General features: G+C 54.6%; 16 protein-coding genes. 9 read left to right on the top strand and 7 right to left on the bottom strand.

The genetic code is table 11. The features are described from left to right. Positions 1-142 precede the first annotated feature (142 nt). Together NW828_RS07145 and NW828_RS07140 are read left to right on the top strand one after the other, a co-directional pair. Positions 143-682, top strand: coding sequence for a hypothetical protein (locus tag NW828_RS07145; protein WP_414382853.1), 540 nt, complete (start codon positions 143-145; stop codon positions 680-682). A 220-nt stretch (positions 683-902) separates the two neighbouring features. Next, complete coding sequence (locus tag NW828_RS07140) at positions 903-1766, top strand: PD-(D/E)XK nuclease family protein (protein ID WP_414382852.1); 864 nt, start codon at positions 903-905, stop codon at positions 1764-1766. Positions 1767-1810: 44 nt separating this feature from the next. Here NW828_RS07140 and NW828_RS07135 read toward each other — a convergent pair whose 3' ends face one another. Continuing rightward, entirely contained in the window at positions 1811-2812 is a 1002-nt protein-coding gene (locus NW828_RS07135) for an acetamidase/formamidase family protein (protein ID WP_414382850.1), read from the bottom strand. A 238-nt stretch (positions 2813-3050) separates the two neighbouring features. On the opposite strand from NW828_RS07135, the gene NW828_RS07130 reads away from it, so the two are divergent. After that, positions 3051-4181, top strand: coding sequence for an ABC transporter ATP-binding protein (locus NW828_RS07130; RefSeq protein ID WP_414382848.1), 1131 nt, complete (start codon positions 3051-3053; stop codon positions 4179-4181). Next, complete coding sequence (locus NW828_RS07125; RefSeq protein ID WP_414382846.1) at positions 4175-5125, top strand: ABC transporter permease; 951 nt, start codon at positions 4175-4177, stop codon at positions 5123-5125. The genes NW828_RS07130 and NW828_RS07125 overlap by 7 nt, the downstream gene beginning before the upstream one ends. Here the strand turns inward: NW828_RS07125 and NW828_RS07120 are convergent. Then, positions 5108-6127, bottom strand: coding sequence for a Rieske 2Fe-2S domain-containing protein (locus NW828_RS07120; protein ID WP_414382844.1), 1020 nt, complete (start codon positions 6125-6127; stop codon positions 5108-5110). The two genes, NW828_RS07125 and NW828_RS07120, sit on opposite strands and share 18 nt — an antisense overlap. Before the next feature lie 203 nt (positions 6128-6330). Between NW828_RS07120 and crtH the strand changes: the two genes are divergently transcribed. The 4 genes from crtH (at position 6331) to NW828_RS07100 (ending at position 14685) form a co-directional block, all read left to right on the top strand. Further along, positions 6331-7887 (top strand): carotenoid isomerase, encoded by a 1557-nt coding sequence (gene crtH, locus NW828_RS07115; protein WP_414382842.1) that lies wholly within the window; start codon positions 6331-6333, stop codon positions 7885-7887. A gap of 290 nt (positions 7888-8177) precedes the next feature. Beyond that, positions 8178-9098, top strand: a complete 921-nt coding sequence (locus NW828_RS07110; protein ID WP_414382840.1) for a hypothetical protein — start codon at positions 8178-8180, stop codon at positions 9096-9098. 4 nt (positions 9099-9102) lie between these two features. Continuing rightward, positions 9103-11829 carry a TylF/MycF/NovP-related O-methyltransferase gene (locus NW828_RS07105; RefSeq protein ID WP_414382838.1) on the top strand — a complete coding sequence of 909 codons (2727 nt, stop codon included), beginning with the start codon at positions 9103-9105 and terminating at the stop codon, positions 11827-11829. A gap of 45 nt (positions 11830-11874) precedes the next feature. Continuing rightward, positions 11875-14685, top strand: a complete 2811-nt coding sequence (locus NW828_RS07100; RefSeq protein WP_414382836.1) for a TylF/MycF/NovP-related O-methyltransferase — start codon at positions 11875-11877, stop codon at positions 14683-14685. 33 nt (positions 14686-14718) lie between these two features. Here NW828_RS07100 and NW828_RS07095 read toward each other — a convergent pair whose 3' ends face one another. Then, a complete protein-coding gene (locus NW828_RS07095; protein ID WP_414382834.1) occupies positions 14719-15444 on the bottom strand; it encodes a Uma2 family endonuclease in 726 nt (241 codons plus the stop codon). 23 nt (positions 15445-15467) lie between these two features. After that, positions 15468-16154, bottom strand: coding sequence for a Uma2 family endonuclease (locus NW828_RS07090; RefSeq protein ID WP_414382832.1), 687 nt, complete (start codon positions 16152-16154; stop codon positions 15468-15470). A gap of 776 nt (positions 16155-16930) precedes the next feature. Here NW828_RS07090 and NW828_RS07085 point away from each other — a divergent pair. Then, on the top strand, positions 16931-19015 hold the full coding sequence (locus NW828_RS07085) for an FkbM family methyltransferase (RefSeq protein ID WP_414382830.1): 2085 nt from the start codon (positions 16931-16933) through the stop codon (positions 19013-19015). Between the two features lie 234 nt (positions 19016-19249). Here the strand turns inward: NW828_RS07085 and lpxD are convergent, their stop codons facing one another. The 3 genes from lpxD to NW828_RS07070 form a co-directional block, all read right to left on the bottom strand. Then, a complete protein-coding gene (lpxD, locus tag NW828_RS07080; protein ID WP_414382855.1) occupies positions 19250-20281 on the bottom strand; it encodes a UDP-3-O-(3-hydroxymyristoyl)glucosamine N-acyltransferase in 1032 nt (343 codons plus the stop codon). A 15-nt stretch (positions 20282-20296) separates the two neighbouring features. After that, positions 20297-20815, bottom strand: a complete 519-nt coding sequence (locus tag NW828_RS07075) for a DUF4330 domain-containing protein (RefSeq protein WP_414329249.1) — start codon at positions 20813-20815, stop codon at positions 20297-20299. A 66-nt stretch (positions 20816-20881) separates the two neighbouring features. After that, positions 20882-21010, bottom strand: coding sequence for a hypothetical protein (locus NW828_RS07070; protein ID WP_414382828.1), 129 nt, complete (start codon positions 21008-21010; stop codon positions 20882-20884). Between the last annotated feature and the right edge of the window lie 14 nt (positions 21011-21024).

The raw sequence follows: 21024 nt of genomic DNA, 5'->3' as shown, positions 1-21024 counted from the left end.
TCCTGCTCAGAGATAGGCAGGATGCGATCGCTTCTTTCCTGAACCATGTTCAGGAGAGTTCAGCGTGAATGTATCAGGTGCCTTTTTAAGCGCTATCTAGCGCTATCTTAAGTTTGATAAAGCCAGCCTCATCTTGCCGACGATGACCTTCCCCATCTCTCCCTTAATTCGCTGCGCTGTGCAGGCTCTGTACTGGGGACTGGTTCTGCCCCTACCCATCCTGCTGGCTCGGCAACAGGCAACACCTCTTGAGCTGGGATCCCTTTGGATTGCTCTGCTGCTGGGATGGGGGGTAGTCCTGGGATCCCTGAGCCAGCGGATTCAGTTGGACGAAGAGGGCATGAGGGCCACGTACCCAGGCTGGGTGCCGCCTTTTGTGCGGCAGGAGTGGCAGATCCGGTGGGCCGATATCGAGCGCATTGAGCCCCGCTCCACCAGCCAGGGTGGTATGGTGTATTACTTGGTCAGCCGAGGGGGGGATCGCGTACTTTTGCCGATGCGGGTGACCAGGTTCAAGCAGCTGTTGGCTGAGATTCGACGGCACGCTCAACTGGAGATTGGCGGGCTGCGCCCCTACGTTCAGCCTTGGATGTACGGGCTCCTAGGATGTTTTGCTCTGCTTCTGTTGCTTTGGGATGGGATGGTCGCCATCTGGGTCTGGGCAAGTCCGGTGGGAACCTAGCGCAACCACAGACGGTTCCGGGTCTAGCCATCCCGACAGGGATCCCAGCTCCAGCGGGCGGTTGCAGTCCAGATCCCGCCCACGCCCTTCTGCGCAAGCGTTGCGGAGCAGCAGGTTGGAAATGAGCTCCTCCGCTGGGCGACCCCTGGTGGCGGTGGGGGTATCCTGAGAGCAGTGGAACTTAGCCCCCTCTTGCCAGCTCTTCCCCTTCGCGACAGCGGTGCGGAGCACTTTGTCTGGGATCCCTGCTGCCCCTTCTCTGGAGAGGTTGAGTCTTGAGCAGGTCAACCTCTCCGCCTCTTCGCTGGCCTTGCTGGACCATTGCCCCCGCCTGTTTCGCTATGTGTACCTGGAGCGGTTGATCTGGCCCGCTGCCAGTGTTTTTGAGCACGAGCTGGAGCAGAGGCGCGGACGGCAGTTTCACCGTTTGGTGGAGTGGCACAGCCGCGGGCGGCAGGTGGAGCCGCGTCTGTCGGGCCTAGATGAAGTGGTGCAGCAGGGGTGGCAGGTGTTTTTGGCCAGTCCCCATGCCCATCCCCAGGGACGGGTGTTGGCGGAGTTGCCCCTGTGGCAACGGATTGAGGGCTTTAAGTTGATAGCCCGTTTGGATCGGCTGGTGATTATCCCCGGATCCCTGCACATCCTGGACTGGAAAACTGAGCGTCAACGTCCTCGCGATGAACAGTTGGCCCAAGACTGGCAGGTGCGCCTTTACCCTCTGCTGCTCTGCGAGGTGGCCCAGCAGCTGCCCCTGGAAGGCCCTTTTGAGCCGGAGCAGGTGCAACTGACCTTTTGGTATGTGCAACATCCGCAGCAGCCCTTCCACCGGTATTACAGCGCCGCCGCCTATGAGCAAGACCTGGCCCACCTAAGAGCCACTCTGAACCACCTGCGGCAACTGGAGGCGCAAGACTTTCCCATGACCCCCCACACTGAGCGCTGCAACAGTTGTCTGTTTCGCTCCCGCTGCCATGGGCTGCTACCGGAAGGGATCCCCTCTCAAGACCTCACGGATTGGGTCTGGCCAATGCAGGAGCCCGCGACACCTGCGGATCCCATCGCCGATACTTATTGGGAGCAGTAATGGGAGCAGTAAGGACTCCGACCCGCTGACGCGATTAGATCCGATTAGATCAGGGTAGGGCGGGGCAGGATCTGTTTTGGCAGCAACCCATGCACACCTTTCATGGGGCTGTTCACCACCTGCGTGATGTGGAAGTGGACAGCAATGCTGCAAAGCACATAGGCTTCCTCTCGCCCAATGCCGACAAACCGATGCAGAAAATCGATCATCCGCCTTAGGGCAATCTCAAAGGCCGCATCCAGATCCTCGGCAAAGCCCATGGTAATGAAATCGGTCGGGGTTTCCGCCAGCGGTGCCTCGAGCGGCAGATCTTTGCGCAGGATCAACTGCAAAGTGCCATTCATGGAAGTTTCAATGGCCGTTACATCAACTTCTCCGTCCCCTTGAGCGGAGTGGCCATCCCCCACCGAAAAAAGGGCACCGGGCACAAAGACCGGCAAAAAAACTCGGGATCCCGCCTGCAATTGGCGGTTGTCGATGTTGCCACCATAGTTGCCGGGGGGGATAGAGCTGCGGCTGGTTTCCTCGGTCGCCACCCCCAAGATGCCAAAGAAGGGGCGAATGGGGACGCGGATGCCGCTGCCGGGAGGAAATTCCGCTACCCCCTGGTCTATATCTAGGTCGATGAAGCGCAGTCGCGGCTGATCAAATTCTCCGGGCAAAGCCCCCCATCCGGGACGGATGGCATTGAAACCGATGGGCAAGCGGGGGGTGATCGCTTGCAAGCGCACTTCCAGCACATCTCCAGGTTCAGCTCCCTCAACGTAGATCGGCCCGGTCAACAGATGGGGGCCCGGCCCCACTCGGCGCTCGGCAGGCAAGGTTTGGCAAATTTCGAGGAATTCGGGCGTGAAGAAACGGTCCGGCGCTTTGCCGTAGTGGGCGAACCCCGAGTAGGTTTCCACCTGCACCACATCGCCCGATTGCACATACAAGGCCGGGGGCAGTTGGGAAGAAAAGCCGCCCAAGTGGACGGTATGGGGAGTGGCTTTGAGGGTGTGAACGGGCACGGCCAGGGATCCCTTGCAAAAGACCCATTCAATCAAAGAAAAATCCCCTCCAATCCTGAATTAGACTGTTCCTCAAGCCCGTATCTCTGGCTACTGTTTGCCCAGGGGTGGCGTGGCGACAATGTTCCCCACATTTGCTATCTTGAAGGGCTGTGGGCAGGGATCCCCGGTTGCAGGGCTTGGCCTGGAACTTGTGCCCCGGGTGTGGAGGACAACTGCAATCTTCCCGGAGACCTGCATACTGAGTTCGATAGGTTTGTCAGCGCTGTCAACTGTGATCGCGGGTGTCATCTCCAGTATTTCTACCCTCCGGGATCCCGACTGGGATGTGGAAGTAACCGGCCTCCACAAGCGTTTTGGCGATTTTGTGGCTCTCAATGGCATTGAGCTGAACATCCGGCGGGGGGAGTTTTTCGGCCTGCTGGGCCCTTCCGGCTGTGGCAAGACCACCCTGCTGCGCATCCTGGCCGGCCTGGAGATGGCCGATGCTGGGGAAGTGGTGATTCGAGGTCGCCCGGTAGGCCACCTGCCCGCCCACAAGCGCAACGTCAACACGGTGTTTCAGAGCTATGCCCTTTTCCCTTTTATGACGGTGGAGGACAACATCGCCTTCGGCCTGCGCATGCGGGGTGTGCGGGGAGAAGCTCTGCGCAAGCGGGTAGCGGCTGCTATGGAATTGGTGGAGATTGCAGCTCTGGCCAAGCGGAAGCCCCATGAGCTGTCGGGGGGACAGCAGCAGCGGGTGGCCTTGGCTCGGGCTTTGGTGAACGAGCCGGAAGTGCTCTTGTTGGATGAGCCGCTGTCGGCGTTGGATGCCAAGTTGCGCAAGCAGCTTCAAGTGCAGTTGTGCGAGTTGCAGCGCCGCCTGGGCATGACCTTTATTTTCGTTACCCACGACCAAGAAGAGGCTTTGGTGACCAGCGACCGGGTGGCGGTGATGCGGGCGGGGCGCATTGAGCAAGTGGGCCTTATCGATGAGGTGTACGAGCGCCCGGCGACGGCCTTCGTAGCCGACTTTTTAGGGGCCAGCAACCTGATCGAGGGGATCGCCTGTGGGACGGACTGTGTGGATACGCCCTTGGGAAAGCTGAAGGTCTTGGGGATCCCGGCCAGCTCGGAACCGGTGCAATTGGCTATTCGCCCGGAAAAGATCCAGCTCTCTCGCAGCGGCTGGGATCTGCTGCCCAACCAGGTGCCGGTGCGGGTGGAAAACCTCATCTACACTGGGGCTGAGAACCAATACCTGTTGCGGACAAACCAAGGTCAGCAGCTCAAGGCCACGGCCCTCAACACCGATATTGAGGATGCAGGGTTTGAGATCGGCGCAGCGCTGGTGGCCCACCTACCCCCGAAAAGCCTAATCCGTTTGCGACCGGATCCCCGTCAGGAGGAGACTGGATGTTGAAGCTGCCATCTCCTGTGGGCAAGTGGATCCCTGGCCAAGCCCAGGTGCGATTTGGGGAGCTGCTCACCCCTTGGCAGGAGTTGGGGCGCAGCCTGATTTTTGCCGGGCCAGGGGTGCTGTGGGTGATGTTTTTTCTGGTGCTGCCGGGGCTGTTGCTGTTGGTGTGCAGCTTTCTCAGCCGCGGGGAGTTTGGCCAGATTCAACTGCCCCTGACCCTGGAGAACTATCTGCGCATTCTCGGCTTTGGCCCCTTGGGATGGACGCCCATCTACTGGCAGATCTTGGGCCGCAGCCTGCTGGTGGCGGGGGTGACCACCTTTTTTTGCGTGCTGCTGGCCTACCCATTGGCTTTCTTCATTGCCGCCCACCCACCCCGACAACGGGATCTGTTGCTGACCTTGGTGGTGGTACCCTTCTGGACGAACCTGGTGATCCGCACCTATGCCTGGATGGTGGTGCTGGCCCCGGAAGGGTGGCCGGCTCGCTTGGCGGCCTGGCTGGGCTGGATCCCACCGCAAACGGCTCTGTATCCCAGTTGGCTGGCGGTTTATCTGGGCATGGTCTACACGTTTTTGCCCTACATGGTCTTGCCCCTGTACACGGCGGTGGAGCGCATCGATTGGCGGCTGGCGGAAGCGGCACGGGATCTCTATGCCAAGGGTTGGCAGGTCTTTTGGTGGGTGCTTCTGCCCCAGACCTTGCCTGGACTGGCGGCGGGCCTCATTCTGGTGGGGATCCCGGCTTTTGGCATGTTCGTGGTGCCGGATCTGTTGGGGGGCAGCAAAACGCTGTTGATTGGGAATGTGATTCAGTTGCAGTTTGGCTCTAGCCTGGACTACCCTTTCGGGGCGGCCCTCAGCTTTTTGGTTACCGGCCTCACCCTGGGGTTGATCTACGCCTACAGCCGCTACGCTGGCACCCGCAGCCTAGAACATCTGGTTTGAGGAGCTGCTGTGGGCTTTAAGCAGAGCCGCCAATTGCTTGCGCATCAGGATCCCGGGCTTATCGGTGAGCATGTGCTGTTCGCTACTGAGGGTGAGGGGCACGTCGGGATCCGTGGTCTCCAAAATGGCTTTGTCTTCCAAAGTTACAGCCCGGTCAAAGCGGATAACCTCGGCGGCTGGGGTATCGGCTTCGGTGTCGTTGCGCAAACAAAACTGCACCACTTGGGAGGCTCGGTCGTTGATGGGGGTGGGGATGTTGACGATGACATGGCTGCGGCCATTGGGGTAGCGGATGTGAAGGTGGTTGGTGAAGGGCAAATGCCAGGTGGAAGTGGTGGTGCGCTCGGTTTTGGCGGCAGCAATGCCCAGGTTTTTTTGTTGCAGCTCTGGGTTGGCTACACCGAGCACTGTGCGGGTGCGGATCCCGTAGTCCAGCTCCTCGACCTCGAAGTGGCTGGGTACCAAGTCTTCCATACTGCCAAAGGTGTTCTGGTGTACAAAGCTGATGTGGGCGGCGTCGAACTCGTTCTCGCAGATGCGCAAACTGGCACATTCCCAGCGTTCGTAGAACTCGTGGATGAGCCGGTAACTGGGATCCTCGGCTTCTGGGATGACCGGGATCCCCCGTAGAGGCTGGGGATGCAAGCACACCCAAGCATAGCCATAGCGGGCCTGGCAGAGATAGGCGGGAATGCGGTAGCTCTCTGGGATGCGGGCCTGATCCGGCAGTTGCGGCACCTTGACACAGGCTCCCGTGCCATCAAACTCCCAGCCATGGTAGGGGCAGCGAAGGTGGCCGTTGCCAACGATCCCCTTGGACAATTGAGCCGATCGATGACAGCAGCGGTCTGCGGCTGCCTGGGGCTGTCCGGCCTCGTCCAGCCAAAGGACGATCTTTTCCCCCAGCAGCTCGAAAGGTTGCGGGGATCCCTGCTCCAATCGGCTGAGGGGCATCACCGGGTACCAAAAGCGCCGAAAGACAGGATGCTGGGTCACCAACATGGCAAAACCATCTGTGTCGTGTGGCTGGATTCTGTATAGCAAATTCGTGAATTCGGTTCCGTAGCCCGCGCCACAATCTCTATTTGGGGATCTTGCAGATCTGGGCAAACTCATTCCCAGGGGAGCTCAACTCATGGGGAAACCCTAGAACCTCTGGTACGGTAAAGATACTGATCTTGCGTTTGAGTTTTCAGAGGGATCCCTTGACCTCAACTTTGCCTTCTCAGACCCTCTTGCAGGCTCTGTACACCCCTTCCCCTGCTTGGGATGCCATCGTCATCGGTGCTGGGATCGGGGGATTGGTCGCGGCCAGCCAGTTGGCTGCCAAAGGATACCGTGTGCTGGTGCTGGAAAAATACCTCATTCCAGGGGGCAGTGCCGGCTATTTTGAGCGTCCGGATCCCTTAGGCAAGGGGAGCTACCGCTTCGACGTGGGCGCTTCCATGATCTTTGGGTTGGGCACCCAGGGTACCACCAACTTGCTGACCCGCGCCTTGGCAGCCGTGGGCCAATCCCTGGAGTCCATCCCCGATCCGGTGCAGATTGCCTACCACCTGCCCAAGGGGCTCAATCCACGGGTACACCGGGATTACGAGCAGTTTTTGCAGGAGCTATCTGGCTACTTTCCCCGGGAAGCCGCCGGCATTCGCCGGTTCTACGATAGCCTGTGGCCCATCTTCAACAGCCTCAACGCCATGGAGCTGCTCTCGTTGGAGGAGTGGGGCTATCTATTTCGTTCTTTTGTGAGCAATCCCCTCGGCTGCCTGACCTTGGCGCGCTATTTGCCGGTGAATGTGGGCCAGGTGGCGCGGCGCTGTCTGCGGGATCCGGATTTGCTGCGCTTTGTGGACATGGAGTGCTACTGCTGGTCGGTGGTGCCGGCGGATCGCACGCCCATCATCAATGCCGGGATGGTGTTTTGTGACCGACACTACGGCGGTGTCAACTATCCCAAAGGGGGGGTGGGGCAGATCGCCCAAAAGCTGGCCCAGGGACTAGAGGCCCATGGCGGGCAGATCCGCTACAAAGCACCCGTGCGGCGGATCCTGGAAGAAAGAGGTCGGGCGGTGGGCGTAGAACTGGCCAGCGGGGAAAAGCTCTTTGCCCGCACAATCATCTCCAATGCCACCCGCTGGGACACCTTTGAGCGCCTATGGCCGGGATCCCTGCCCAGGGCGGAGCGGCAGTGGCAAAAACGCTACCAGCAATCCCCTAGCTTTTTAAGCTTGCACCTGGGGGTGCGGGCCGAGGCCCTGGCCGGCGAACGCTATTGTCACCACATTCTCCTGGAAGACTGGGATCAGATGGAGGCTGAGCAGGGCACCCTTTTCGTCTCCGTCCCCACCCTGTTGGATCCCGACCTGGCTCCCCCGGGCCGCCACATTGTTCATGCCTTTACCCCCAGTTGGATATCCACCTGGCAAGGGTTAAGCCCAAGCCAGTACCAGACCCAGAAACAGCAAGCCGCCGACCGGCTTATCCGCCGCCTGGAGGCCCTTTGGCCTCAACTGGGATCCCACATTGAACTGAAGGAGATAGGCACCCCCCGCACCCACCGCCGCTTCTTGAGCCGCAGCAACGGCACCTATGGGCCTATCCCCAGCCGGGATCCCTGGGGCTTGCTGGGCATGCCCTTCAATCGCACCGCCATCCCCAACTTGTACTGCGTGGGGGATAGCACCTTCCCCGGCCAAGGGCTCAATGCCGTTGCCTTCTCCGGCTTTGCCTGCGCCCACCGGGTGGCAGCGGATTTGGTTTAGGTTGCCCTTATCCTTGCTACTCCCTTCTCCCTCTGGGAGAGGGGCAGGGGATGAGGGTTGAGCGGCGCAGAGGGTTTGGGAGGCAGTTGATGGTCAATTCAAACAACAATGAGACGCTAGCCAGTAAGATAGCGTCCGTTCTCGAAAGCAGGCTGTAGGCCTTTGAATCAGGACATTGTCCAGAATCAACACAGATGTCCTCTTCAAACTCGGTATTCAGTATCTCTCCAGCCACCCCTCAAATCCTTATTGGCTATAGTTGCGGCTGTCCGGAAGTGATAGCAGCAGACTTGCTGGACCTGCCGCGGCTGGAGCTGTATGTGGAAGAGGGGTTTGGGGATCCCTGTGCCCTGCTGCAGCAGAAGGGAGTGCCCGAGCGAATTCACGAGGTGAGAGGGGAGCCAGCCAGTTGGCCTAGTTTTGATGCTGTGGTGTGCACAGCTGAGGACTTGCAGCGGCTGGGGCGGTCTGTGAGGGCTAACTTTGCTTTTGTCTTGGCAGAGGACCACCAACTTCTTTTGGCCAATGCCAGTAAGTTAATGGAAGCAGTGTTGACTGGCTTTGACTTTGGCAAACTCAGGTTTTCGGTAAAGCTCTACCCAGACACCGTTTTTTACGAGAGGACGTATCTTAACTTTCCTGTGTTTCTGTCTAGTCAGGTGCAGACGGTTATCGACATCGGAGCTGGGGTAGGCCTTGGTAGCGTTTGTTTTCGGGGTTTCTGCCCTGAGGCGGCCATTCATTGTTTTGAGGTGGATCCCTTGGCCTTGCACCTGCTGCAGCAGAATGCTCTTGGCCTGGGCAACTGCTTTGTGCATCCGGTGGGGCTAGCGGGGCAGAATAGCTGCAGAACTTGTCGGCTCTGGCCGGAGGATCCTCAAGCGAAGTGGGGAGTGGAGCAGGTGCTCCCTTTCCGGGAAGCCAGGGCAGCCCTCAAGGAGTTGGGTTTGGAGCCCATCGATGTGCTCAGGGTGGCTACAGGTGGAGATGAGGTGGAGGTGTTGACCAGCTTGCAAGAGCAGCTCGAAGATATCAAGGTCATCTATGTGGAGTTTTGCTCAGAACAAGACCGCAAACAGATTGATCAGATGTTGGACCCTACCCATCTCCTCTGGCAGGGAGAAGTTGTAGCAGGCCACAGAGGAGTCCTTTGCTATCTAAGCAGGGCTTGCTTTGTCGACAACAATTCAAGTCTTGGAGAGGAGACTTAAGGTTATGAACTCAACCATTATCGTTACGGCTGCTGACAGCAAGTTTTTTGAATTGGTTCAGGGGACCATTCTCTCTATTCGAGAGAAACCTCAGGGGCACTCTGTAGATATTGGATTCTTGGATGTAGGCTGTACACCGGAGCAGTTGCAATGGATAGGTCAGTACGTTGACCACATTGTTGAGCCAGGTTGGAACTATGATATTCCCGACATTGATAGACAACCCAAGTATCTCAAGGCACTAGTTTCTAGGCCTTTCCTTCCTGAATACTTTCCAGGCTATGAAGTTTATATTTGGATTGATGCAGATGCTTGGGTGCAAGATTGGTCTGCAATTTATCTTCTTGCTTTGGGAGCAAAAAGAAAGGGCTTTGCAATAGTCCCGGAGTTATTTGCTAAACACAGCACCAGATCCTTGAGACACGCTTGGATAGCTTTGCAATATAGTCGCTACTTTCACTACACGGATTTTGCTGGTTTAGAGATAGAGCCTTTGCTGAATGCCGGTGTGTTTTCTGGGACTGGGCGATCTCCTCACTGGTCAGCGTGGAGCAGAAGACTGAGTCAAGCCATTTATAACTGCCTTGACATCCTCACAGATCAATTTGCTTTAAACGTAGCTATTTACAAGGACTTAGGTCTGGATAGAGTTGAACTCTTGCCCTTGAGTTGTAACTGGCTAGCTAATTACCAGGAACTTCTATGGGATCCTCGGAGGAGGCTTTGGGTGGATCCTTCCTCACCTCACACTCCTCTATGCATTGTACATATTTCGGGCCAGACTAAGGAAAAGCCAACTCACATTGTACCTACAACCGAGGGTTTTAGAGTTGAAACATACCTGAGTTACCCCATTGAGAAACTTACCTCAGTCAAGAGATACGACTACGTCTCGGCAAATCAAAAAATAGTAAACCTTGACCCATGCTTTCCCTTTCTAGCTGCTACCGATCCACAATCTCACCCTTGGCCTTATGTGAGGAGAGAAGTTCCACATCTTTTGTACGCAGATCAACGCCAGCCTAGTATTGGCTTTGTCAGTCGAGATGAAGCCCACATTCTTTATAACACTGCCCTTAAGCTACAAGGAAAAAACGCTTTGGAGATCGGCTGTTGGCTAGGTTGGTCAACTGCGCACCTGGCGGCAGGAGGAGTTATTCTCGATGTTGTCGATCCAATTTTGGAAAATCCACTGGCTTATGAGAGCGTGAACCAGTCTCTCTGCTCGGCTGGAGTTCGCTCTAATGTCAATCTCTACCCTGGCTACAGCCCAGGGAAGGTGGAGGAGATTGCCCAGCAAGAGGATCGTCGCTGGTCTCTGATTTTCATCGATGGGAATCATGACTCACCAGCACCCTTGCAGGATGCTCAGGTAGCGGAGCGCTATGCTGCTGAGGATGCCTTGATTCTGTTTCATGATCTAGCCTCGCCGGACGTGGCTGAAGGTTTGAATTACTTGAGAGACAGGGGCTGGAACACGATGATTTACCAGACCATGCAAATTATGGGAGTGGCCTGGCGAGGCAATGTCAAGCCCGTTGAGCATATTCCAGACCCTGCTGTGAATTGGACATTGCCAGAGCACCTCAAGGACTATCCGGTCTGTAACCTTGAGTTGTCTAGGGTGCTAGAGAAAGTTAAATCTTTTACCTTGCTGGGCTTTGAGCGTCTTTGGAGCCTTTATTCACTGGCTAAGCAGGTTTGTGAAGAAGACATTCCTGGGAACTTTGTAGAATGTGGTGTTTGCAGGGGTGGAAGCTCAGCTTTGCTGGCCTGGGTGATTAAGAACTACAGCCGTCGACCTCGCAAGCTGTACGCCTTTGATACCTTCTCGGGTATGCCCGAGCCAACAGAAGTGGATATCGATTACCGAGGAGTTGCTGCCAATGATACGGGTTTTGGATCCGGTGCTTTAGCGGCACCCATTTCGGAGAACTTAGAGGTGATTGCCAGGGAACTAGGGGTCTGGGATCTCATTGTTCCTGTGCCGGGGCTCTTTTCCGACACCTTGCCTGTTTATCGAGAGCAAGTGGGTGAGATTGCTCTGCTGCATGCAGATGCTGACTGGTATCAGTCAGCGATGGATATTTTCCGTCATCTCTACCATCAAGTTAACCCCAGGGGGTTTATCCAAGTTGATGACTACCAAGACTGGCAAGAATGTGCAAAGGCTGTTCATGACTTCGAGCAGGAACTTGGAGTCTTCTTCCGGCTACACAGTGTAGCTGAGCCATATGGCTGGAAGCCAGATAGCCTAGAGGTGCAGGGTTGGCCTAGTGCTGTATGGTTAAGTCCCTCTGAGAACTGGCTGGTAATTACAGATGGTTCGATACAAACCTTCAAACCAGAAGGGATCCGTCTAAGCAAGATTAACGTGGGTCTTTTCCCCTACTGGGAGATGGAGACAGAGCAGCTTGTGCAAGAGTTGGAGGTTCTGTTGGAGTCAATTCTACGTAGCCCCAACCCAGAAGACTATGCCCTGATCTTCCTGGGAGACCCGGATCCGAAATTAGCCAATCAGACTCTGGAGATAGCTGCGGGCAACGTAGTTCTCAAGCTCATGGAAGTAGGGCTGGAGCTAGGCAGAGATCCATTCTCTTCTGTAGTGGCTGGGTTGAACCCCCATCAATGGGAGAGGCTGATTCCCCAACTGAACTATCGCTATCCTCTGAAGCACGAGCGCTTTCCTCAAGGCCTGCGGCTGGCTGTCCAGAGGTTGCCTGTGTTATAGGCACCTACTTTCTGCCTGGGGGCATGCCCTTGTTTTTTCTTCCTGATGGCTAAGATTGTTGTTGGAGGAAAATTAGGAGCTATGAACTCAACTATCATCGTTACAGGTGCTGACAGCAAGTTTTTTGAGTTAGTTCAGGGGACTATTCTCTCTATACGAGAGAAGCCGCAGGGAAGCTCTGTAGATATTGCGTTTCTCGATGTGGGTTGTACACCCGAGCAGCTAAAGTGGATAAGTCAGCATGTTGATTATATCGTTGAGCCAGGGTGGACTTATGACATTCCTGATATTGATAGGCAGCCCGGCTATCTTAAGGCGCAGTTTTGTAGACCTTTCATTGCTGATTACTTTCCAGGCTATGAAGTTTACATCTGGCTTGATGCAGATACCTGGGTACAAGATTGGTCTGCAATCGAGCTTTTTATCCTAGGAGCTAGGCACAAAGGCTTTGCAATCGCTATTGAGCCGTTAAATACTCTCTTTGCTCCTTCGGTTTCTCTTCACGTAAGTTTTCTTTTTGCAAAATACTGGGACTACTTCCATCTCACGGACTGCACTCCAGAGCATAGCAACCTGCACCTGATGCCAGTCCTAAACGTCGGTGCAATCTCTGGACGCAGTGACTCTTTCGTTTGGTTAAGATGGAAGTATAGACTAGGTCAATGTATTTCAAATCTATCTCGCGTTTTTAGAGGCCTTGATAAGCCTTGCTACGGAGAGCAGCACGCTCTAAATGCGACGATCTATAGGGATTGTGGAATAGATAATGTTGAACTACTGCCTTCACACTGTCATTGGGCTTGCCACCAAAAACTGCCTCTATGGGATCCACAAAGGAAGCTCTGGGTAGATTGTTTTCCACCCCACAATCCAATAGGGATCATGCATCTTGCAGGTGATGCTAAGCTAGCACCAACTCACATTGCACTTACAACTGAGGGCTTTAAGGTTGAAGTCAGCCTTCGGTATCCAGGCCCAGTAGCTAACCCAGCTAGGAGGTACGACTACGTAGCGGCTAGCCTCAGAAGAATACGTCTTGACCATGGCTTTCCTTTTATGGTCGCTCTTGATCCGAGTTCTGAGACCTATCCCCATCTGAATAAACAGATTCCTCACCTTCGGTATGCAGATCGACGTCAACCTGGTATTGGCTTTGTCACTCGGGACGAGGCGCACATCTTGTACAACACTGCACTTGAGTTCAAAGGAAAAAACGCCCTAGAAATTGGCTGCTGGCTAGGCTGGTCAACCGCTCACTTGGCAGCAGGAGGAGTTACCCTTGATGTGGTGGACCCTGCTCTGGCTGATCCTCAAGTCCATGCAAGCGTTGATCAGTCTCTCCGCTCAGCTGGAGTCCGCTCCAACGTCAGCCTCTACCCTGGCTATAGCCCAGCAAAGGTAATCGCCAAGACAGAGAATCGCCGCTGGTCTCTGATTTTCATCGATGGAGACCACACCTCACCAGCCCCCTTGCAAGATGCTCAGGTAGCGGAGCGCTATGCTGCTGAGGATGCCTTGATTCTGTTTCATGATCTAGCCTCGCCGGATGTGGCTGAAGGTTTGAATTACTTGAGAGACAGGGGCTGGAACACGATGATTTACCAGACCATGCAAATTATGGGAGTGGCCTGGCGAGGCAATGTCAAGCCCGTTGAGCATATTCCAGACCCTGCTGTGAATTGGACATTGCCAGAGCACCTCAAGGACTATCCGGTCTGTAACCTTGAGTTGTCTAGGGTGCTAGAGAAAGTTAAATCTTTTACCTTGCTGGGCTTTGAGCGTCTTTGGAGCCTTTATTCACTGGCTAAGCAGGTTTGTGAAGAAGACATTCCTGGGAACTTTGTAGAATGTGGTGTTTGCAGGGGTGGAAGCTCAGCTTTGCTGGCCTGGGTGATTAAGAACTACAGCCGTCGACCTCGCAAGCTGTACGCCTTTGATACCTTCTCGGGTATGCCCGAGCCAACAGAAGTGGATATCGATTACCGAGGAGTTGCTGCCAATGATACGGGTTTTGGATCCGGTGCTTTAGCGGCACCCATTTCGGAGAACTTAGAGGTGATTGCCAGGGAACTAGGGGTCTGGGATCTCATTGTTCCTGTGCCGGGGCTCTTTTCCGACACCTTGCCTGTTTATCGAGAGCAAGTGGGTGAGATTGCTCTGCTGCATGCAGATGCTGACTGGTATCAGTCAGCGATGGATATTTTCCGTCATCTCTACCATCAAGTTAACCCCAGGGGGTTTATCCAAGTTGATGACTACCAAGACTGGCAAGAATGTGCAAAGGCTGTTCATGACTTCGAGCAGGAACTTGGAGTCTTCTTCCGGCTACACAGTGTAGCTGAGCCATATGGCTGGAAGCCAGATAGCCTAGAGGTGCAGGGTTGGCCTAGTGCTGTATGGTTAAGTCCCTCTGAGAACTGGCTGGTAATTACAGATGGTTCGATACAAACCTTCAAACCAGAAGGGATCCGTCTAAGCAAGATTAACGTGGGTCTTTTCCCCTACTGGGAGATGGAGACAGAGCAGCTTGTGCAAGAGTTGGAGGTTCTGTTGGAGTCAATTCTACGTAGCCCCAACCCAGAAGACTATGCCCTGATCTTCCTGGGAGACCCGGATCCGAAATTAGCCAATCAGACTCTGGAGATAGCTGCGGGCAACGTAGTTCTCAAGCTCATGGAAGTAGGGCTGGAGCTAGGCAGAGATCCATTCTCTTCTGTAGTGGCTAGGTTGAACCCCTATCAATGGGAGAGACTTATTCCCCAACTCAACTATCGCTATCTCTTGAAGCGGGAGCGCTTTCCCAAGGGATTACGGCCTGCTATTCAAAAGCTACCTGTGTTGCTGTTGGCCTCCTAGGGATCCATCTGTTGTCTTGAGTTACTTGGCTGTCTACAGGGCGTCTGGATCTACCCCTAGCTCTTGTAGCTTCCGGGCCAGGCGCCCTGCCCGTTGTTCGGCCTGCTCAGCCCTTTGCCGCTCCAGTTCGGCCTCGGTGGGTGCCAGTTCCCCAGCAGCAGTGGCCCAGCGAATCCAGGTGGCCTCGATGTCCCGAAACCTGCCCTCCCACTTCACTAGGCACAATCCCAAAACCTCGCTCGGCAAGCAACCCTCTGCATCCTCTTTAATCGGCTCATAGCGGCCGCCCCTCAGCCGAAACCCCGCCCAGTCTTCTGGATCAAACGGGTCAAACCAAAAGTACTCCGGCACCCGGATAATCTGCTCATAAAGTTGCTTTTTGCTTGTTTTATCCTCCTGGGCAGTGCTGGGAGAAAGAAGCTCAATCACCACGTCCGGCCCTTTGCCCTGCTCCCAAATCACCCAGCTTTTGCGCTCGCCTTTAGGCACGCCCAACACCACAAAATAATCCGGCCCTTTGAAATTGCGGCCGCTGGTCTGCTCCAAGCTGTAGTAGAGAAACATATTGCCACCGACAAAGCCATCAGGGCGCTGCTGCAACCAGGTTTGGGTAGTGGAGATGAGCAAGTCCGTCTGGCACCTGTGCCGCCAGCTTTCCATAGGTTCGCTGTCGTCGTAGGGGAGCTCGTCTTGGGTGGGGGGCAACTCGGGTAGATAAACCGGATCCAGCACCTCAGTAATTGGGTTCGGGTTAGTCATTGCCAGTTCTCCTCTCTTTACCCTTACAAGGTATCGGGATCCACCCCCAGCTCCCGCAGCTTCTGGGCCAGGCGCTCTGCTCGCTGTCGCTCTTGCTCAGCACGTTGGCGCTCGATTCTCTCAGCTTCTTCAGGAGTAGGCACCAGCTCCCCATTGGGGAAAAAGTAGCGCAGTTGTTGGTTATGGATCCCCAGATACAGCTCCAGCATCTCGCTCCAGCGCCAGCCCTGCTCCGTTGGCTCAATCTCCTCGTACTTCTCCCCCCTCAGTCGCAAACCCATAAACTCCTGCGTCTCCGGAGAATAGTAAAAGTACTCCGGTGTCCTGAAAATCCTTTCGTAAAGCTCCCGCTTCTCACCCCGATCCACTTTGGCAGTCGATTCCGAAAGCAGCTCGATGATCAAGTCTGGGTATTTGCCACCTTCTTCCCACACCACCCAAGAAGGGCGGGGGCGGTTTTCTACCCCTTTGACCAAAAACAGATCTGGGCCGTGGAAGTCTTTGGTTTTGAGTTGGTCGCGGCTGTAGTAAACGGTAAGGTTCCAAGACAGGAAGTAGTCGTTGCGATCCTGCCAGATGCGGGTGAGGCAGCTCACCAGAATCAGAAGCTGCAGGGCATGAAGGGAGTGTTCCATTTCGGGCTCATCGCTGAGCAGCCCCCGGGCCGAGGGCATGAGCTCTGCCAGTTGCTCGCGGGTGATGAAGCTCACTTTTTCTTTAGCTACCTCTTGGGTTAGCGGCTGAGGGCTCAGGATAAAGGCTGGATCTAGTATGAGGCATCGGGATCCAATCCTAGCTCTCGCAACTTGTGGGCTAGGAGATCCGCTCGTTGCTCAGCCAGCTCAACCCGTTGGTGCTCTCGCTCAGCCTCAGCGGGCATCGACTCCTCTGCTTCTATAGCTCACCAAATCCACGTGGTCTTGATGTCTCGGAAGCTACCCTGCCATTTCACCAAGTACAGCCCCAAAACCTCGCTCTTCAAGCGCCTCGCTGCAGCCGGCTCATAATAGCTGCCCATCATCGAAAGGCGGTTGCAGCCAGGTTTGAGCAACGGAGATGAGCAAATCCGTCTGGTGCTTAGCTCGTTGTCTTCTACTAAGTTCCTGTGGACAGCCTAGCAGTCGCTCTCTCAGCGGCAAGCGGGGGCTGCTGAGCACAGAGAGTTGTGTCTCTTGGTAAAGTCCCGTCAAGAGTGAGACTGGATCCTGAACAGTGGAAGTTGGTTTCAACACTCTGTGCTGATAGAGAGGTCAAAAGAAAGTCTAGCAAAGTGTAGGGGAGAGTAGCTGATCCCCTAGGGAAAACCTAGTTCTGCCATGTAGAGGCCAGTTTTAGAGTCAATCGGTGTGCTTATGGATAGCTATAGGTGAGGAGAAAGCGAAGCCGCTAGCCGACTTGCAGGAGCGGCTTAAGGACGTTAAGATTGCCTATATAGGTTTTTTCTTCAAGCTGGATCTCTGTGATGACTACAACAGGAGAGTAAGCCATGGAAGGCAAAACTCTAGAGCCTCGTGTTCTACTGAGTTGGCCGATTCCGCCAGACCGTATGTCTCCTCCAGTCTTTTCTAGCCAACAAGTGACTTTGTGTCCAAGAGGAAAATCGACAGAATTCTCTAACGCTCCTCAGGATCTCATTGAATGTCCGACAACAGGATACGATGTTTATGAGTTTGTTCAGCAATCCCCTCAAATTGAGAACAAGGAGTTCGACCTACTAGTTGTTCTAGCATCTAGCAGTGAGACTGCTGTCCCTATCAACACTAAGAAAATAGGGTGCCCGACGGTCTTGCTTGCTGCAGCCACTCATGAGGGATCCTTCCCAATCAACTACCTCTTAGCTTACTGCGCTGTTGAGAAATTTGACTACATAGTTGCTCCCCTTAGCCGTCAGCACCTACATTGGTTTGCAGCAGCGGGGTTCAGGAACCTAGCCTGGCTGCCTCTTATACACATGTATACAGTTACTCATGAATGGGTAGAAACCAGAGAAAACAGGGTTGCTTTCTTGGATCATGAGGATACCTCTCATCTGAGACAAGTTCGGTTGCTCAACGTCCTAAAAGAGACTGATATACCTTTGGTAACAAAGTCAGACAGCAGAGAGCAAAGTGCTCACTTGTTCGCTCATTCTGTAATCTCGCTTAACTGTAGCTTAAACGCTGAGTTTAGCCTAAGGAGCCTTGAGATTATTTCTGCCGGGGGATTCCTATTGACAGATTACCTTTCATTTGCAGCCGGTCTTGATGATTATCTCTCCCCTGGCTTATATTGCGACGTCTATGACTCTGAGAACGATCTAGTAGAGAAGATTAAGTTCTACTTAAGTCATCGAGAGTTAGCTCTAGAAATAGCTAGAAGGGCTTACAAGAAGTTTTTTTCGGACTGGCACCCAAGGTATCGGATAGCTGACCTAATGAATTGGGTGTTCAGAGGCGAGCTACCTGACTTCTACACAGCTAGCGCTGATCCTCGCTTCTTTATCAGCAACTCGTACGAGAATCTCATAGGTACAAGGCTAGCCATTTACGAATCTACTCAAGAGCTGCACCGAGTTGAAGAGCGGCTTAAGGTACTAGTTAGCAGGGAATGTCCTTTAGCAATCGTGGCAGACTTGTTGGATTTGCCAAGAGTAGAGCTCTATGTTGAATCTGGATTTCCCATATCCGATCTCCCACACGACGATAGGATCTTGCATCGCATCAAAGTTTTACAAGAGGGCCTTGATTCTGAAGACGACTGGGATGTTTTAATCACGAGGTTATACAAGTTAGATGGTCAGCCAGTCAAGTCGAAGTTCGTCTTCGCTTTAGGATCTGACAACCAAATAGAATTTTCCAATGTTATAGGCAAGCTAATGAACACTGGAACTCTAAGCATAGCTAGGCAAGATGGCTATGTAGTTAACATAAGGGTGTATAATAACGATCCAACAGTAGGAGAGATTGTGAAAGAGATATTCAATGAGAAGAGTTCCTATCCGATTGTGGATTTTGTTTCAGACGTGAAAGTAATTCTTGATATAGGGGCAAACATCGGTATTTCGAGTGCCTACTTCCGAGCGTTTTATCAGGATGCATTCATTTACTGCTTCGAGTTAGAGCCTTTAGCAGTTCACTTACTAAAGATAAACTCTCTCGCTATAGGAAACTGCTGCGTGTACCCAGTTGGTCTGTACAGCGATGACGTCACTAGGGTCTTCTACAGCGGCCTGCAAGGGACTGGTCGCAGTTCAATTCATAGAAGCTTATGCAGTGATTTTGCTCACCTTGTCCGTCTGAGGAAAGCAAGCTCTTTCCTAGAAGATATTGGCGTTCGAAGAATTGATATTTTGAAGATAGACACTGAAGGTTGTGAGCTGCAGATTTTGAGAGACTTATACAGTAGGTTAGGAGATATCAAGGTGATTTACTTAGAATCTCACTCAGAGGAGGATAGGCGCTTAATTGACCAGATCCTTAGCCCAACGCATGTTCTTTGGAGAGGAGATATAATGGATGTACATCGCGCAAATCTCTGCTACTTGAATAGGAGATATATGCCTCAAGCTCCTTCGCTAGATCCTCTACGGTAGACTAGCTGTTTATTTGAAAGAAGTTAGTAACTATAGAAAGATTGACCAAGTCTCTCCCTTTACTCTCCAACCAAAGCACCTGGCTCCCTAGCCCAAACTCCTACGGCTCTTAAGCCGGCGCTCCACCGAGATCTTCAGATTGTTTGGTCTGTTGTCACCCTAGCTTGCCTTCAGCAAGAAACTAAGGCCTCGACTGCAGATTTTTTCGCTCTATATGAGGGTCTAAGTTCTTCTCTAGCTCTCGCTACTCTGCTCCAGCTTAGCCACGCGGGCTTCCAGCTTGCGCAAGGTACGTTGCAACTCGGGCAGATGCCGTTGGACTGCCATGCTCCTGCGCCATTCGGCAATGGGTTGATGGGGGTAGCCGGCCACGGTTTGACCAGGGGAGACGTCGCTGGTTACCCCTGTCTGGGCAGCCACGCGCACGCCATCGCCAATGTGCAGGTGCCCGGCCAGGCCGCATTGCCCAGCCAAGATGACGCGGTGGCCCAACTGGGTGCTGCCGGCAATGCCCACCTGAGCCACGATCAGGCAGTGGGATCCGGTGCGCACGCCGTGGCCAATTTGCACCAGATTGTCGATCTTGGTGCCGCGGCCAATACGGGTCTCGCCAACGGCGGCCCGGTCGATGGTGGTGTTGCTGCCTACCTCCACGTTGTCTTCCAGCACCACTCGGCCCGCCTGCAGCATGCGCCGCCAGGAGCCATCTGCCAGAGGAATGTGGCCAAAGCCGTCGTCGCCGATAACAGCGCCGCTGTGGATCAGACAGTCGTCGCCAATTTCTGTGCGCTCGTGGATGACGCAATTGGCCAAGAGCTGGCAACGGGATCCAATCCGCACCTGGGGATAAATCGTGACATTGGGATGAATTTGGGTGTGGTCGCCGATCCTCACCCCTTCCATCACCACCGCGTGCGGCCCGATTGCCACCCCTTCCCCCAGTTGGACGCTGGCATCCACCACCGCTGTAGGATGGATCCCCACCGGTAGGCGGTAGGGCTGGTAAAACAGCTCGATGGCCTGGGCAAACAGCAGACGGGGATCCCTGCCGCGCAAACAGGGAATGGAACGGGGCAAAGGGGTCGATTCTTCCACAATCACCGCGCTGGCTTGGGTTTGCTCCAGCAGGGGCAAGTAGCGGGCCTCGCTGAGAAAGCTCAACTCTCCCGGACGCGCCTCCGCCAGGCTGGCGACGCCGTGAATTTCCAGGGTGGGATCCCCCTCGTAGGCACATCCCAACTTTTGGGCAATCTCCTGTAGCTGCATTGGAGTTGACATCCTCTACGATTGCGGCAGCCGCACGTCCATCACGGTGCCGCGCAAGTTGTAGTCAAAGGTCTCTAGCTCTAGGGGAACACCGATTTTGACGCGATTGTTGCCCAGGACGATGCCATTCTCCGTCCGCTGGCCGCGCCCTCGCAAGGTAAACACCAGATCGAGGCGATAGGCTTCGGGATCGGGCAAGTTCTGCACCCGCCCATCGGGGAAAACCACTGGCACCGTGCGGCTGACATTTTCCACTCGCACCACCTCCACCTGGCCGTAGGGCTGGTTGCGGATGATCAGGTCAGCCTTCTGCCCCGCCTGAAAAGGTTCCATAGAGCGGCTGCTGACCCCGCGCACAATCATGTCCACTTCCACCGGCAGCGTGGGGCCACCTCCCACCTGGACGACACTGCCCGCCTGCCGACCCGGAAAGAACAAGACGGCGACAATGGCCACCACCACAATTGCCAGAGCTCCCAGATCCAAGAGGCTGACCTTTCCCAAAAGCCGCCCCTGCTCGTCAATGAGCCGCATATCACCTCTCCTCGCACACCCTGTCTTGATTCTAGGCAGGTTTGTTCTCCAAGTGGCTTTCTCGCCCTAAGGGATCCAGGCTAGGGCGCTGCTGCCCAGCGGTAGGCGGCGTTCCCGCCAGCGGTGCGAACCACTTTGTCCATCAGGAATGGGCAGCCCGTCCTGCAAATCCACCAACCACACTTGCGAGGCCATGATGGCTTGCCCGC

The sequence above is a fragment of the Synechococcus sp. W55.2 genome (assembly GCF_047461635.1).
Taxonomy (GTDB): Bacteria; Cyanobacteriota; Cyanobacteriia; order Thermostichales; family Thermostichaceae; genus Thermostichus.
The sequence above is the reverse complement of the archived record's forward strand: the minus strand, read 5'-3'. Positions and strand labels throughout refer to the sequence as shown.